The organism is Variovorax paradoxus (assembly GCF_009498455.1).
Classification (GTDB): Bacteria; Pseudomonadota; Gammaproteobacteria; order Burkholderiales; family Burkholderiaceae_C; genus Variovorax; species Variovorax paradoxus_H.
The window spans coordinates 4567334-4581189 of the sequence record NZ_CP045644.1 but is presented as its reverse complement, the minus strand read 5'-3'; the positions used below and the strand labels follow the sequence as shown (position 1 = coordinate 4581189).

The following is a 13856-nucleotide window of genomic DNA, read 5'->3' as shown; positions in this document are numbered from 1 at the left end:
GGCAGTGGCCGATAGCGGCCGCTCGGCGCCGCTCTCAACTCAAAGGAGACGGTTGACTTTCCATAGCCGCCGCGTGTCGCTGTTGATTGGGGACGCAGCAACAGTGGGCGCGCTCAGTTGCTATTGATGAAATGTTTGCTGGTGCCGACCGGCAAAGTAGCCTGTAGCAAGCTTCCTGTCGCTGAGTCCGTCATCACCAATTCAGTCGTGTCAGGTCGGAAGGCGACGTTGGTGATGGTCTGGCCCGTTGGGCTGCGCACGAAATGCGTGACCTCGCCCCGCGGATTCAGCACGAAGGCGCCGCCGAGGCTGGCATGCGCCACCACGAGGCCGCCGTCGGCAGTGGACGCCAGTCCATCCGGGCCGCTGATGCCGAAGAAGGTCTGGAACGCGCCCATCTTGGAAACGCTGCCATCAGCCAGCAGTGGGGCTCGCCAGACTTGGTTTGCGCGCGTCACGGCAACGAACAGCACCGCGCCGTTGGCGTCGAGCGCAATACCGTTGGGACTCGGCGCATTGTCCAGCAGCAGGTCGAGCTGGCCGTCGGTGCCGAGGCGATAGACGCGACCGGTCGGGTCATGCAACCCAGTCTGGCCCTGGTCTGTGAAGTACAGGCGGCCCTGGGCGTCGAACGTCAGGTCGTTGACGCCTTTGAACGATTCGCTGTTTCGATGTCCGAGCACCGTTTCGACCTGCCCGCTCGTCACATCGAGCTTGAGGATGCCGCGTCGATAGTCCGCGATCCAGAGACTGCCGGCAGAGTGCATCGCCATCCCGTTGGGCCAGCCGTCGTACTCAATGACAAGTTGCCATTCGAGCGACGGCGTGATTCGGAAGATGCGACCGTGCGGTATGTCCGTAACGTACAGATTGCCCGCGCTGTCGAACACCGGCCCCTCCAGAAAGCTGTCGACGATATGGCCTGGCTTGTTGGCATCGGCCCAAGCGCTGGGCTCGGGCTTGCGCAGTGCATCGGGCAGGCGTGTCAGCACGCGCGCCTCGACCAGGGCGGGCGGGTTGAAGCTCAGATTCCACATGGCCGCATTCCGATTGCATTCATTCCGGTTGCACGCCAGCACTCTTTACAACTTTGCCCCAGTCGTCGGTTTGGCTTCGCACAAACGCTTGGAACTCGACGACCGACATGCCACCGGGTGTGGCGCCCTGATCGGCCAGTCGCTTCACGAGGTCGGGTGATGACAGTGCCTTCTTCACTTCGGCCTGCATCTTGTCGAGGATTGGCTGCGGAGTGCCCTTGGGGGCTGCGAGGCCGAACCAGTTCGTTGCAGTGAAGTCCTTCATGCCAACCTGCGTGCTGGTCGGCACGTCCGGCAGGGCGGGCAGGCGCTGGGGCGAGGTCACGAGCAGGGCGCGCGCTTTGCCGCCCCTGACTTGCGGAATCGCCGTCGGTGCAGCAGTCACCAGCACGTCAACCTGGCCCGACACCACACCCAGCATTGCCTCACCGGCACCCTTGTAGGGTACGTGCGTCAGCGCCAGCTTGCCGTTCTGCTTGAGCAGTTCACCGCCCAGATGCGTGGAGCTGCCAACCCCGCCCGAACCGAAGGTCAGCTTGTTCGAATCCTTGCGTGCCGCGGCGGCCAGCTCCTCCATCGTCTTGTAAGGCGAGTTGGCACCGACCACCACGACCAGCGGCGTGTCGACCATGTTCGTGACCGGCACCAGGCCGCTCGCGTGGTCCCATGGCAGCTTCTTGAACAGGTGCGGCAGCATCGCGTAAGTGGTGTCATTGACGAGGAAGGTCCCGCCATCGGGCGCCGCCTTGGCGACCAGGTCGGAGCCGATGGTGCCGCTCGCGCCGACCTTGTTCTCTACGTAGAACGATTTCCCGGTCTGCTCGGTGAGTTTCTGTGCGATCTGGCGCGCCGTGTAGTCGGTGGTGCCGCCGGGCGAGTACGGAACGATCATGCGTACTGGCCTGTCGGGCCACGTGGTCTGGGCGATCGCAAGATTGGAGGCCGCCAAGACGGCTGAGATGGCAAGGGAGCGAAAAGTTTTCATGCGGGTCTCCGATTTGTGGTGTTTCCAGGTTCGCTCAGTCCGCCTTGGCGCCGGTCTCGCGCACGATGCCGCCCCACAAGACGTGCTCAGCTTTCAAGTACTTCGCCGCCTTCTCAGCGCTGCCGCCGACCGGCATGCTGCCTTCGGCCTGCAACTGCGCGATCGTTTCGGGTTTCGCCAGCGCCTTGTCCACGGCGTCGCTCAGCTTCTTGACGATGTCGGGTGACGTTCCGGCCGGCGCCACGATCGCCTTCCAGTCGAGTGCCTCGAAGCCCTTGTAGCTGTCTGCCACGATCGGCACGTCGGGCAGCACCGACAGGCGCTGCGAAGAGGTGACGGCCAACGGGCGCAGCTTGCCGCCCTTGATCATGGCAAGGACCGCCTGGGGGGTGGCGAACATGAAATCGGTCTGGCCGCCCAGGAGGTCCGTGATCGCCGGCGCTGCGCCCTTGTATGGGACGTTCAGCACCTTGAAGCCGGCCTTCTTGGCGAGCAGTTCGCCAGCCATGTGACCAAGCGTCCCCGTGGCGGCCAGGGCCTGTTTCAGTTCGCCGGGCTTGGCCTTGGCGGCTGCCACCAGCTCAGCAACGTTCTTCCATGGCGCATCCGCACGCACCACCAGCACGACCGGCTGCGATGCCACTACCGACACGGGCGTGAAATCCTTCAGCGCGTCGTAGGGCATCTTGGGAAACAAGGTGGGATTGATCGCCAGGTTGGCAGTCTGTCCCATGCCGATGGTGTAGCCGTCGGGCTTGGCCTTGGCCACCGCGTCGAGCCCTATATTGCCGGCGCCGCCGGCGCGGTTGTCGACCACGAACACCCACTTGGTGTCTTCGGTCATCTTCTGCACGACTAGGCGCGTGACGACATCGGTGGCGCCGCCTGCCGTGTAGGGGACGATGAACTTGATCGGACGCTCGGGCCAGGCAGCCTGGGCCGAGGCAGTTGCATAAGGGAGGGCCGTGGTGCACGCCAGCAGCGCGCAGCGAAGGTAAGAACGCATGGGTCAGTCTCCAGAAGTGATGTGCTGTTGCTTGAGTCGTTCGATGTCGGCGTCGCCGTAGCCGACCTCGCGCAAGAGCGCGGATGTGTGCTCACCTACTCGCGGCGGCTGAAGGCGGATGCCGGGCCGGATACCGCCAATCGACAGTGGCAGCAGCGGGACTTTCGATTCGCTCCCGTCGTTCATGCGGATCGGAGCCAAGCCGCCGCTCTCGTTCAGATGCCTGTCGTCGAACAACTCCTGTGGCTTGGTGATGGGCGCGAAGGGTAGCTCGTGTCGCTCGAACACGTCGCTGATCTCGGCTGCGCTGCGGTCAGCCAAATGCGAGCGCAGCAAAGGCATCAGCCACTCGCGGGCATTCACACGGTCGTTGTTGGTCGTGAGGCGCTGATCGGTCAGCATCTCCTCCAAGCCGAAGGCGTTGCAGAAGATCGCCCACTGCTTGTCGCTCACGGCCGCGAGGAAGATCTGCTCGCCATCCTTCACGGTGAACACGTCGTACACGGCCCAGGCCGAGATGCGGCCGGGCATCGGGTCGGCCGCCTTGCCGGTGGCGGAGAACTGCATCATGTGCTGCGCGACCAGGAACACGTTGTTCTCGAACAGCGCGGACTGCACCTCGCAGCCCTTGCCGGTGAGTTCGCGCTGGCGCAGCGCGGCCATCGCGCCGATGGCGCCGAACATGCCGCCCATGATGTCGTTCACGCTGGTGCCCGCGCGCAGCGGGTCGCCGGCGCGGCCGGTCATGTAGGCCAGGCCGCCCATCATCTGCACCACTTCGTCGAGCGCGGTGCGGTGGTCGTACGGGCCGGGCAGGAAGCCCTTGTGGCTCACGTAGATGAGGCGCGGATTGAGCTGCTTCAGGCTGTCGTAGTCGAGACCCAGCTTCTTCATCGTGCCGGGCTTGAAGTTCTCGCTCACGATGTCGGCGGTGGCCAGCAGGCGCAGCGCGGCTTCGATGCCCTCGGGCTTCTTCAGGTCGAGCGCGATGCTCTTCTTGTTGCGGTTGAAGGTCGGGAAAAAGCCTGCGCCCGAACCGAGCAGCCGGCGCGTGTTGTCGCCCTCGATGGGTTCCACCTTGATGACTTCGGCGCCGAGGTCGGCCAGCAGCATGCCGCAGGTGGGGCCCATCACCATGTGAGTGAACTCGACTACACGGATGCCGGCGTAGGGTATCGGTGTATCAGACATGGGCAGCCCCTTGGACGAAGCCCTTGGGAAGTCCGGCTTCGGGCGTCATGCCGTAGATCGGCTCGCCGGGCAGGCCGGCGATGAGCGGCGCCCGGGCTGCGATGAGCCTGTCGATGTCGATGCCGGTGCGCACGCCCATGGCCTCGAACATGAAGACCAGGTCTTCCGTAACCACGTTACCCGAGGCGCCCGGTGCATAGGGACAGCCACCGAGTCCGCCCAGCGAAGCGTCGAAGGTGCGCACCCCTTCCTCGTAGGCGGCCAGGCAGTTGGCCAAGCCAAGGCCGCGGGTGTTGTGCATGTGGGCAGCGCCGGCGCGCTCGCCAAGCTCGGCACGCAAGGCACGGAACAGGCGCCGCACCTGCGCTGGGTTTGCATAGCCGACGGTGTCGGACAGGCCCGATTCGTTCGCGCCGGCCTCGACGCATTGCACGGCGAGGCGGATCACCTCGTCTTCCGGCACCTCGCCTTGCAGGGTGCAACCGAAGGCGGTCGAGATGCCCGCCTCGAGCTTGACCTGCGGTGCCATCTCGCGGCGAAGGTTGGCAATGGCACGCACCTCCTCAACCATTTCTTCCCGCGTCTTGCGCACGTTGGCCAGTGAATGGGCCGCGCTGGCCGACACGGGCAGGGTGAGCTTGTGGACGCCGGCTTCCAGCGCGGCCTGTGCGCCCCTGCGGTTTGGCACCAGTGCCATCACCGTCAGGCCGGGCAGAGTGATCGCATGGCGAACTACCTCGGCCGCGTCCGCCATCTGCGGAAGCAGTCGTGCGGGCACGAACGACGCAACCTCGATCTCGCGCACGCCGGCGGCATAGAGAGCGTCGATCCAGCGCAGCTTGTCGGCGGTCGGCATGGTTGCCTTGACCGATTGCAGGCCGTCGCGCGGGCCCACTTCGCTGATGAGCACGCCGGGCGTCCGATGAGAAGATGTGGCTTCCAAGGCGGATGTCTCCTGAAAAAGCTGCTTGCAGATGTTCTGTTAGACAGAACTGTGATCTAATAGACAGAATTACACCGCAGTCTCGCTTGAAGGTCAACCCATGCCCAAAAAACCCCAAGTCGAATCGGTCGCCGACGCGCACGCCGCCCCGGGCGGGGCCGCCGCCGTAGACCGTGCATTGACCCTGCTATCCGCCTTTCGCCACGGCGACCGCGCGCTATCGCTGACGGAGTTGGCCGAGCGCACGCAGCTTTACAAGAGCACGGTGTTGCGGCTGCTTGCTTCGTTGGAGCACGCAGGTCTGTTGCAAAGACAACGCGACGATGGCCGCTACGCGCTCGGCCCGGAAGTGGCGCGGCTGCACGCCATATATGCGGCATCGTTCTCGCTGGATGCGGTGGTGATGCCGGTGCTGCGCGCATTGACCGCTGCAACGGGCGAGAGCGCCGCCTACCACGTGCGGCAGAAGCAGGGCGACGCCTGGGTTCGCCTTTGCATGTACCGCGTCGATTCGCCAAACATGCTGCGCGATCATGTGAGGGCTGGAGACCTGCTGCCCGCCGACCGGGGGGCCGGCGCTCGCGTACTCAACGCATTCAGCGAGTCCAGCGGGTCCGAGTCGCCAGCGGATCGCAAGCTCTTCGCCCGAATCCGTGCCGAGGGCTTCGTGGCCCTGGTGGGCGACCGCAACACTGAGCTTGGTGGTGTCTCCGCACCCGTTTTTCACGCAGACGGATCGCTGGCCGGAGCAGTGACATTGACGATGCCAGCGCATCGTTTTAATCGTTCCCAGATCGAGCCCGTCAGGGAAGCCGCTGCCCGGCTGAGCGGCATGATCTAAAGCGTCTCTAAGCGTACCGCGAAGCCCCGAAGAAGTCTGACTGAACGCTGCCGGCCGTTCCGGCAGTTCGACAAGTAGACCGGAAGGGTGATCTCGCAAGTCCTGCTTGACGAGTTTGCAGCCTTCAAATCACTCGGATTGACGCAGCTGTCGAAAGTCCGCTGTCGGCCGTTCAGCAACCTCGGCCAAGGTCAGCTTCTCTTGATGGCCGAAGGACTGCAACGGGCCCATCCTTGCCGTTCGAGCTTTGCGCGTGACCGTCAGCAACCAGTCTCGAGCCGAAGTTGCCCGTGACAGCTTCGCAGTGCGGATTCAACCTTGCCTTTCAAGACCTCGAGTGGACTCGCAGAAAGCAGGCATTCGCCGACATCGGCCGCCGCGGGCGGGACTGGCTGCGAGCGGGTCGCGCTATCCCATGAGCGCAAGTACGCGCAGCGGACTGCCAGAGCCACCTTCGATCTTCAGCGGCGCGGCGGAGATCACGGCCCCGATCGGCGGCAACTGGTCCAGGTTCGTGAGGCATTGCAGTCCATACCTGTTCGACCCGTGCATCAGAGTGTGGTACGGATAGGGCATCGGCCAAGTGTGGGACTGGCCCGCATCGGTGTTGATCGTCTCGACACCAAAACCTCGTACCTCGCGCTCCTCGATCAACCACTGCACGGCCTCCTGCGTGGGCCCGGAGTGTGTGCACCGTCCGCCTGCATGTTGACGAACGCTGCCGGATCCTCGATGCGCTTGGACCAGTCGGTGCGGAACAGCACCCAGGCGCCCGCCGGCATGCGTCCATGCCGAACTTCCCAGTCCTCGAGAAAGTCCACGGTCAACAGCCAATCTGAATCGAGCGCGACCTGAGCGCTCGCATCCACCACGACTGCTGGACCAATGAAGCGCGATGGGTCGCTGGTGTCAACGGTGTTGTTCAGTTGGTCCTTGCCGGTCACCCAGTGCACCGGCGCGTCGAAATGAGTGCCGGTGTGCTCGCCGCAGGAGAAGTTGTTCCAGTACCAACCCGGGCCGGCCGCGTCGTATTGCGAAATCTTCTCCATCTTGAACGACCACACCTGGCCAGGTCAGGACCGATCGGCGAACTGGCCACCTCAGCTGAACGCCGGCGCAAGGCCGTCCCAGCACAGGTACTTGACCTCCAGGAACTCCTCGATGCCGTGGTGCGAGCCCTCACGCCCCAGCCCGCTCTGCTTCACGCCGCCGAACGGCGCCACTTCGTTCGAGATCAACCCGCAGTTGATGCCGATCATCCCGGACTCGATGGCCGCCGAAGCCCGCCAGATGCGCGCGGCGTCGCGGCTGTAGAGATAGGCGGCGAGCCCGAACTCGGTCGCGTTGGCGATCGCGAACGCCTCCTCGTCCTTCTCGAAGCGAAAGAGCGGCGCGAGAGGGCCGAAGGTCTCTTCGCGCGCCAGCGCCATCTGCGAGGTGGCACCCGCAACCACGGTGGGTTCGAAGAAGCGGCCTCCCAGCGGATGGCGGTGCCCGCCATGCAGCACGGTCGCACCGTGCGCGACGGCATCCGCGATGTGCTCTTCGACCTTCCGAACGGCCCCGTCATCGATCAACGGGCCGAGTTGCACGTCCGATTCGAGGCCATTGCCGACGCGCAGCTTGCGAACGCGCTCGACCAGCTTCGCGGCAAATGCGTCGTACACGCCCGCCTGGACGAGCACCCTGTTGGCGCTGATGCAGGCCTGGCCGGTGTTGCGGAACTTGGCCGCCACCACGCCGTCCGCGGCCGCATCCAGATCCGCATCGTCGAAGACGATGAAGGGTGCGTTGCCTCCCAGTTCCATCGAGCATTTCTTGATGGTGCTCGCGGCTTGCGCCAGCAACACGCGCCCCACCTCGGTCGAACCGGTGAAGGTGATCTTGCGCACCAGCGGATGCGATGTGAGCTGGTTGCCGATGTCGCGCGTGTCGTTGCCGGTCACGACGTTGAACACGCCCGCGGGCACGCCAGCGCGTCGGCCCAGTTCCGCCAGCGCCAGCGCCGTGAGCGGCGTCTGGCTCGCGGGCTTGACGACCATGCTGCAGCCCGCCGCCAGCGCGGGACCGGCCTTGCGCGTGATCATCGCCGCGGGAAAATTCCAGGGCGTGATGGCTGCACAGACGCCGATCGGCTCCTTCAGCACCACGATGCGCTGGGTGTCCTTCGGTGCGGGTATCACGTCGCCGCGCACCCGCTTGGCTTCCTCCGAAAACCACTGGAGGAACGATGCCGCGTACTGCACTTCGGTCTTGGCTTCGGCCAGCGGCTTGCCCTCCTCCAGGGTGATCAATGTCGCCAGGTCGTCGCCGTGCAGAACCATGAGCTCGTACCAGCGGCGCAGCACTTCCGAGCGGTGCTTGGCCGTGGTCCCGCGCCAGTCGAGGAAGGCGCGGTGCGCCACCTCGATGGCCTGCGCCGTCTCGTCCTGCCGGAAGCGAGGGAGCTCGACGAGCGGTTCATCGGTAGCCGGGTTGCGCAAGGTGTACTTGCCGTGCGGCGTAGCATCGATCCACTCGCCGCCCACAAAGGCGGCGGTGCGGAACAGTTCGGGGTCTTTCAGCAGGTTCTTCATGGTTCTTTGCATCAACCGATGCGCTTTGTTTCGAATCGGATCGGCAGCGGCGTCGCCAGGCCGGCGGCACGCGCAAGATCGAGGATCATCCCGGCGACCACCACGTCCTGAAGGCCCGATCCGACCGACTTGTACATGGCCACCTCGCCTTCGCGTCGGGCGCCGCTCGCCTTGCCGGACAGCAGGTCATTGAGGCTGATGCACTTGGCCTCAGGCTCGACACCGTCACGCCGGGCAGCCAGCATGTCCCCGGATTCCTCGAGCACTTCCTCCACGTTGTCACAAACGATGACGCTGGCGCGGGCCACCACGCTGCTGTCGACTTCACGCTGATCGGGCAGCGTCGATCCGATCGAAACCACCGTTGCATGGGGTGCGAGCCACTCGCCGTGCAGGATGGGTTCCTCGCCATAAGAACGGGCCGCCGCCAGCACGACGTCGGCGCCGCCCACGGCTTCTGCGGGCGATTCGACGGCGTGCGCGCGAACCCCCAGTTCAGTGCCCAGGGCCTTGGCGAAGGCCTCGCGCTTGGCCTTCGTCGGGCTGTAGACCCTGATCTCATGCAGCTCGCGCACCGCAGCGATGGCGAGCGTGTGCATGCGCGCCTCCAAGCCGCTGCCGAGCACGGCGAGGCTCGCGGGGCGCTCCGGCGCCAGCCGATCCAGCGCCGCCGCCGACGTCGCGGCCGTCCGGTAGGCGGTGACGAGGTTGCCGTCCACGATTGCGGCCAATGAGCCTGTGGTGGCATCGAACAGGACGACGGCGTACTCGAGCTGCCGGCCCGCAGTCCCAAAGGCCATGCCCATCAGCTTGGCGCCGTAGTAGCGCGATCCCGGCGGCACCGCGGTCATCGTCCGCAGCGACGCACGCTCCGCCGCGCCCGCGGCAATGGTGCGCCGAGGCACCGCGTTCGCGCCCATCGGCCGCGCATAGGTTTCCTGCAAGACGCGCACCGCCGGCAGCCACTGGAAAACGGCAGCGGCGGTTTCGGAGGAGACGAACACGGGCGCTTCGGCCGCGGCGCTCTCGGGAAGTTTGGGGTTGGTGGAGCTCATTCGAATTTCAGTTTGGCTTCGTGGATGACGCGCCTGTACAGATCAGTGTCGTGGCGCACCTGATCGATCAGCAGGCTTGGAGAGCCGGAACGCGCGACCATGCCGAGTTCGCGGAAGCGCGCCTTCAGCGCTTCTTTCTGCAAGACGGTGTTCAGCGCCTGGTTCAGCCGCTCGACCACCGGCGCGGGCGTGCCCAGCGGAGCGAAGATGCCGAGCCAGGAGTTCGTCTCCATGCCCTTGAGGCCCGCTTCCGCCACGGTGGGAACATCCGGCATGCGCGGATCGCGGTCGGTGCCCGACACCGCGAGGATCCTGACCTTGCCGGTCTTCGCGAGTTCGAGCGCCGTGCCGTCGAAGGTGAGATCGACCCGGCCCGCAGCCACCTCGGTGAGCGCGCTCGAGGTGGACCGGAACGGCACGTGAACGAGATCGGCGCCGGTCAAGGCCTTGAACAGCTCGCCCCCCAGGTGCGCCCCGCTGCCCGGCCCGGCGCTGCCGTAGGTCAGCTTGCCCGGGTTCTTGCGTGCGTGGTCGATGAACTCCCGCAGCGTTTTCACGGGCAGCTGCGCATTGACGACCACGGCGATGGAATAGACCGAAGCGATGCCCACGGGCGCAGCAGCCGTGGGCGCGTCGTACTTCACCGAAGGGTCGACCAGCGGGAGGATGCTGTACGCAATGTTGGTGAGCAGCAGCGTGTGGCCGTCCGGCTTGGCGCCGAACACGGCGGAGGTTCCGATCCGCGTGCCGCCGCCCGGTCGGTTCTCCACGATCACGGGCTGCCCCAGCACCTGGCCGAGTTGCTCGCAGATGACGCGCGCGCCGATGTCGGTAAAGCCGCCCGCGGCATAGGGCACGATCACGCGGACCGCCTCGGCGGCGCGCACCGATGAAAGCAGCAGGCCGCCTACCGCGCCGATGAATGTGCGGCGTCTCAGGAGTGTCATGGTCTGGTCTCGTTTTTCTAGCAGCGGCTATCGGGCAGCCGCTTCAGCAGGGATGCCGCCCGACCATGAACTCGCTGTCCGGATCGGAGGTCACCGGAAGCCCGGAAGCCACCAGCCCCTGGCGAAGCGTCTTCAGGAACCTGTCGGGGATGCGCATGGCCGGAGCCCGCAGCGGGCCGCCATTGAAGCCGGCGAGCCAGTCCTGGTACTTCCACATGGTCCGGTTCAACACCGACGTGCCGCCGATGTAAGCCTGGGTGGCCGCGCCGTTGGCGCCGCGTGCCGGGTTGACCTTCCAGTACAGCTCCATGGCCCCCTCCCACTTTCCGGTGCGGGCCAGTTCGAAGGCGCGCGGATAGTAGTCGCCCATCCACTGCGTGTTGCTGGTGCCGGAAAACTGCATCTTCATCAGGCTCATGAGCGGGATGGCGTCGCCCTCGATCGGGCAGCTGATGACGACCTCGTCGCGAAAGTGGTGGTACATCTCGCAGATGCCGGCCGGCAGCGGAAAGCCTTGCTCCGACTTGATCGCCACGATGTTCGGGCAGGCCTCGAGCAGCCGCCGCACCAGCGCGACCGACATGCCTGCCGGATGGATGCGCTCGAAGCCCCAAGCCGGCAACGGAAACAGCATCACGCCCAGCTTGGTCGCGTCACACATTTCCTTGGTGTAGTCGAAGACTTCCTGCTCCGTCGTGGGCCAGAACTGCGCGGGATAGGACAGCAGCACCATGGTGGCGCCGGCCGCCTCCGCCAGCTTCACGGCCTGGATGTTCTCCGCCAGCGTGTTGAACGCGGCATGGAAGAACAGGCCGAAGTCCGGACCCGCCGTCTCCGCCGCCCAGGCTGTGAACTGGGCGTTCTCCTCCGGCGAGATGGCCACTTCGGCGCACAGCAGCGTGTGCTTGAACCCGAGCTCCTTGGCCAGCGCCACGTCATGGCGGATGCCGCGCTCGTTCAGTCGCTTGAGATCGGCCGAATAGCTCGGGATGGTTACGGCGGAGCAGCCGACCAGGTTGTCACGGGCCCAGGCCCGGGCATCTGCGCGCTTGTAGGGAAGCATGTTTGTCTCTCTCGGTTGTGGTGGGTAGAACGCTGTCCTCATCGAAGCACAGCAACGATGAAAGGCACTTTAGGTTTGCTGCGCGCGATGAGCGAGAGTGCGCACGCGATAGCAGCTATCCGCTCCGGCGAAAGCTCAGGCGGCGGAGCCTTCTTGCGAAAGGATCGCGGGCGCCATCGACAGAAGGAGCGCATGGATCTCTCGCGTCGCCAGCGTGTGTGGGCGGTGGCGGGCGACCGCGAGCACGATCGCGCGCGACAGCACCGGCTCCACGATCTTCAATGCGGCGAGCCGGCCTTTGTCGTGCGCAGCGATGGACGGGGCGGTGATCGCAAAGCCTGCCGCGGACGCCGCGATCTCGTGCTGCAGGCGGATCGAGTTCGCCTCGGCGACGACGCGCAAGCTCAGGCCCATCTTGCGCGCGAGTACGACCAGCCGCTCGCGCAGCGGATGAGGTTCGGTCGGCAGCACCAGCGGCAGCCGGGTGACTTCTTCGAAGCGAATCTCCTGGCGACTTGCGAGCGGGTCGCTGCTGGCGGCCACGAGACAGAGAGCGCCCTCCATCAGGACCGGCTCGTCCGCGCTGGCCTCGCCACCGTCACGCAGCAGCAAGGACAGGTCCAGTCGCCCTTGGTCCAGCATTTCCTGCAGCTGCGAACTGGAGCCCTCCGTCAGGTGCAACCGCACCTGGGGAAACTGCTGGAGGACGCGCTGGTAAAGCGGACCCGCAAGCGACGGCACCGTCGAGGGCAACAGCCCCAGGCGCACGTCGCCCACGGGCACCCCCCTGCTCGCCCGGACCTCGTCGGCAAAGCTCTCCGACTCGGCGATCAGCCGCTGAATCCGCGGGTACAGCTGCTCACCCAGTTCGGTCAGGACGACGCCGCGCCCCGTCCGGCGAAACAAGGGGGAGCCTGCGTCGCGTTCGAGTTGGGCAATGCACCGGCTGACCACCGATTGCGGGACATCCGCCGCCACGGCTGCGCGCGACACCGATCCCAGCTCCGCCACCTTGACGAAGTGGTGCCAGGCCGCGTCGACGATGGACTTCATGCCGTGATTTTCCGTCCTTCGCGGCCGGCGGGGGCGCTCACATGGGCTGGCCGAGATACTGGTAGGTCTGCAGCAAGAGCGCGGCGGATCTTTGCGGATTCGGCACGGCCTCTTGCTCGTACTTGCACAGCTGCAGCGAGGCATTCCACACCGTGGAGACGCGCTCGAACCGGCGGTTCGTATAGGCCACCAGAGCCTCCGGAATGCTGCTTTCGGCCTTCAGGCACTGGGCGAGCACCACCGCGTCCTCGATGGCCATGCCACCCCCGGAGGTCATCTGCGGGGTCGGCGAGTGCGCCGAATCTCCCAGCAGCACGACCCGGCCGCGATGCCACGGGGCCGGCACAAGCGTGACGTCGAACGGACGAACCAGAACCTGCTGCGGGCTCGTGATTAATGCCAGCGAGTCCTGGATCACCGGGGCGGAAAAGCCAGCGAGCCGCTCACGGACCAGGACATCCAGCTGGTCGTCCGGCCAATGCAGGTGCTGCGCACTGTTCTCCAGGAAGAACAGATAGCACGTCTCCTTCGACGTCGGCAGCGCGCCGACGGTGCGCTTGCCATCGGGCGAGCGATAGAGACAGAAGCCATCGACCTCGGGCGGCCGCGGCGCATTGAAGCGCCAGGCGCTCTGGCCAGCAAAACACACGCGATGCTCGGCACCGAAGAATTGCTCGCGCAGTTTCGAGTAGGCGCCGTCCGCTGCAACCACGAGATCGTAGGCAGCCTCGCGCCCATCGGAAAACTCCACCTCCACGCAGTCTCCACGGTCGCTCACGCTCTTGGCGGTGAGGCCGCGCTCCATCTTCGCTCCCGCCGCGCTGGCCGAGGTCTCGAGGATCCGGGCAAGCTCCGGACGGCGGATGCCGATGCCGGGCGGCGTCGGGTTCGACATGAGAAGGTTGCCGGCAGCGTCGAACTGCTTGAACACCTCGAAGCGCAGCCCGCTGTCGAGGCAAGGGTCGGCTAGACCGATCTCCGAAAGTGCACGCATCGTGTTGTGAAGCAGGCAGATCCCCGAGCCGAGCGTGGACCTGGCCGGCTGGATGTCGATGCAATGGGTCTCCAGGCCCGCCTTGGCCAGCGCATAGGCCGCGGTGGCGCCGCCGATGCCACTTCCGACCACGAGCACCCGCTTGGTCTTGTTCATGGATTTGTC

The 13856-nt window shown here is 65.6% G+C and carries 12 protein-coding genes and 1 pseudogene; 1 reads left to right on the top strand and 12 read right to left on the bottom strand.

Going from position 1 to position 13856, the window contains the following annotated elements:
* Positions 1 to 113: 113 nt before the first annotated feature.
* Genes GFK26_RS21110 through GFK26_RS21090 form a run of 5 tightly spaced genes read right to left on the bottom strand, consistent with a single transcriptional unit; the run spans position 114 to position 5162 of the window.
* The gene (locus GFK26_RS21110) at positions 114 to 1037 is read right to left on the bottom strand and encodes an SMP-30/gluconolactonase/LRE family protein (RefSeq protein WP_194273926.1); all 924 of its coding nucleotides are present in this window, start codon (positions 1035 to 1037) and stop codon (positions 114 to 116) included.
* A gap of 19 nt (positions 1038 to 1056) precedes the next feature.
* Positions 1057 to 2022 (bottom strand): Bug family tripartite tricarboxylate transporter substrate binding protein, encoded by a 966-nt coding sequence (locus tag GFK26_RS21105; RefSeq protein WP_153283703.1) that lies wholly within the window; start codon positions 2020 to 2022, stop codon positions 1057 to 1059.
* A 34-nt stretch (positions 2023 to 2056) separates the two neighbouring features.
* Positions 2057 to 3028: a Bug family tripartite tricarboxylate transporter substrate binding protein gene (locus GFK26_RS21100; RefSeq protein WP_153283702.1), complete on the bottom strand. Its 972-nt coding sequence runs from the start codon at positions 3026 to 3028 to the stop codon at positions 2057 to 2059.
* A 3-nt stretch (positions 3029 to 3031) separates the two neighbouring features.
* A complete protein-coding gene (locus GFK26_RS21095; RefSeq protein WP_153283701.1) occupies positions 3032 to 4219 on the bottom strand; it encodes a CaiB/BaiF CoA transferase family protein in 1188 nt (395 codons plus the stop codon).
* Positions 4212 to 5162, bottom strand: a complete 951-nt coding sequence (locus GFK26_RS21090; RefSeq protein WP_153283700.1) for a hydroxymethylglutaryl-CoA lyase — start codon at positions 5160 to 5162, stop codon at positions 4212 to 4214. Before GFK26_RS21090 ends, GFK26_RS21095 begins: the two co-directional genes overlap by 8 nt.
* Positions 5163 to 5262: 100 nt before the next feature.
* Here GFK26_RS21090 and GFK26_RS21085 point away from each other — a divergent pair, with 100 nt between their 5' ends.
* Positions 5263 to 6003, top strand: coding sequence for an IclR family transcriptional regulator (locus GFK26_RS21085; RefSeq protein WP_153283699.1), 741 nt, complete (start codon positions 5263 to 5265; stop codon positions 6001 to 6003).
* A 408-nt stretch (positions 6004 to 6411) separates the two neighbouring features.
* On the opposite strand, the pseudogene GFK26_RS21080 reads toward GFK26_RS21085, so the two are convergent.
* The 7 genes and pseudogenes from GFK26_RS21080 to GFK26_RS21050 form a co-directional block, all read right to left on the bottom strand.
* Positions 6412 to 7052 (bottom strand): annotated as a pseudogene (locus tag GFK26_RS21080) (cyclase family protein).
* 51 nt (positions 7053 to 7103) lie between these two features.
* Positions 7104 to 8579, bottom strand: coding sequence for an NAD-dependent succinate-semialdehyde dehydrogenase (locus GFK26_RS21075; protein WP_153283698.1), 1476 nt, complete (start codon positions 8577 to 8579; stop codon positions 7104 to 7106).
* An 11-nt stretch (positions 8580 to 8590) separates the two neighbouring features.
* Positions 8591 to 9634 carry an ornithine cyclodeaminase family protein gene (locus GFK26_RS21070; protein ID WP_153283697.1) on the bottom strand — a complete coding sequence of 348 codons (1044 nt, stop codon included), beginning with the start codon at positions 9632 to 9634 and terminating at the stop codon, positions 8591 to 8593.
* Positions 9631 to 10581, bottom strand: coding sequence for a Bug family tripartite tricarboxylate transporter substrate binding protein (locus GFK26_RS21065; RefSeq protein WP_153283696.1), 951 nt, complete (start codon positions 10579 to 10581; stop codon positions 9631 to 9633). The genes GFK26_RS21070 and GFK26_RS21065 overlap by 4 nt, the downstream gene beginning before the upstream one ends.
* 43 nt (positions 10582 to 10624) lie before the next feature.
* Positions 10625 to 11644 (bottom strand): dihydrodipicolinate synthase family protein, encoded by a 1020-nt coding sequence (locus GFK26_RS21060; protein ID WP_153283695.1) that lies wholly within the window; start codon positions 11642 to 11644, stop codon positions 10625 to 10627.
* Positions 11645 to 11779: 135 nt separating this feature from the next.
* Positions 11780 to 12697 carry a LysR family transcriptional regulator gene (locus tag GFK26_RS21055; protein WP_153283694.1) on the bottom strand — a complete coding sequence of 306 codons (918 nt, stop codon included), beginning with the start codon at positions 12695 to 12697 and terminating at the stop codon, positions 11780 to 11782.
* Between the two features lie 37 nt (positions 12698 to 12734).
* Complete coding sequence (locus GFK26_RS21050) at positions 12735 to 13847, bottom strand: FAD-dependent monooxygenase (RefSeq protein WP_153283693.1); 1113 nt, start codon at positions 13845 to 13847, stop codon at positions 12735 to 12737.
* Positions 13848 to 13856: the final 9 nt, after the last annotated feature.

Bases quoted from the DNA above. Each gene is read 5' to 3' on its own strand.
- GFK26_RS21110 (WP_194273926.1), bottom strand. From the start codon at position 1,037: ATGTGGAATCTGAGCTTCAACCCGCCCGCCCTGGTCGAGGCGCGCGTG.
- GFK26_RS21105 (WP_153283703.1), bottom strand. From the start codon at position 2,022: ATGAAAACTTTTCGCTCCCTTGCCATCTCAGCCGTCTTGGCGGCCTCC.
- GFK26_RS21100 (WP_153283702.1), bottom strand. From the start codon at position 3,028: ATGCGTTCTTACCTTCGCTGCGCGCTGCTGGCGTGCACCACGGCCCTC.
- GFK26_RS21095 (WP_153283701.1), bottom strand. From the start codon at position 4,219: ATGTCTGATACACCGATACCCTACGCCGGCATCCGTGTAGTCGAGTTC.
- GFK26_RS21085 (WP_153283699.1), top strand. From the start codon at position 5,263: ATGCCCAAAAAACCCCAAGTCGAATCGGTCGCCGACGCGCACGCCGCC.
- GFK26_RS21075 (WP_153283698.1), bottom strand. From the start codon at position 8,579: ATGAAGAACCTGCTGAAAGACCCCGAACTGTTCCGCACCGCCGCCTTT.
- GFK26_RS21070 (WP_153283697.1), bottom strand. From the start codon at position 9,634: ATGAGCTCCACCAACCCCAAACTTCCCGAGAGCGCCGCGGCCGAAGCG.
- GFK26_RS21065 (WP_153283696.1), bottom strand. From the start codon at position 10,581: ATGACACTCCTGAGACGCCGCACATTCATCGGCGCGGTAGGCGGCCTG.
- GFK26_RS21060 (WP_153283695.1), bottom strand. From the start codon at position 11,644: ATGCTTCCCTACAAGCGCGCAGATGCCCGGGCCTGGGCCCGTGACAAC.
- GFK26_RS21055 (WP_153283694.1), bottom strand. From the start codon at position 12,697: ATGAAGTCCATCGTCGACGCGGCCTGGCACCACTTCGTCAAGGTGGCG.
- GFK26_RS21050 (WP_153283693.1), bottom strand. From the start codon at position 13,847: ATGAACAAGACCAAGCGGGTGCTCGTGGTCGGAAGTGGCATCGGCGGC.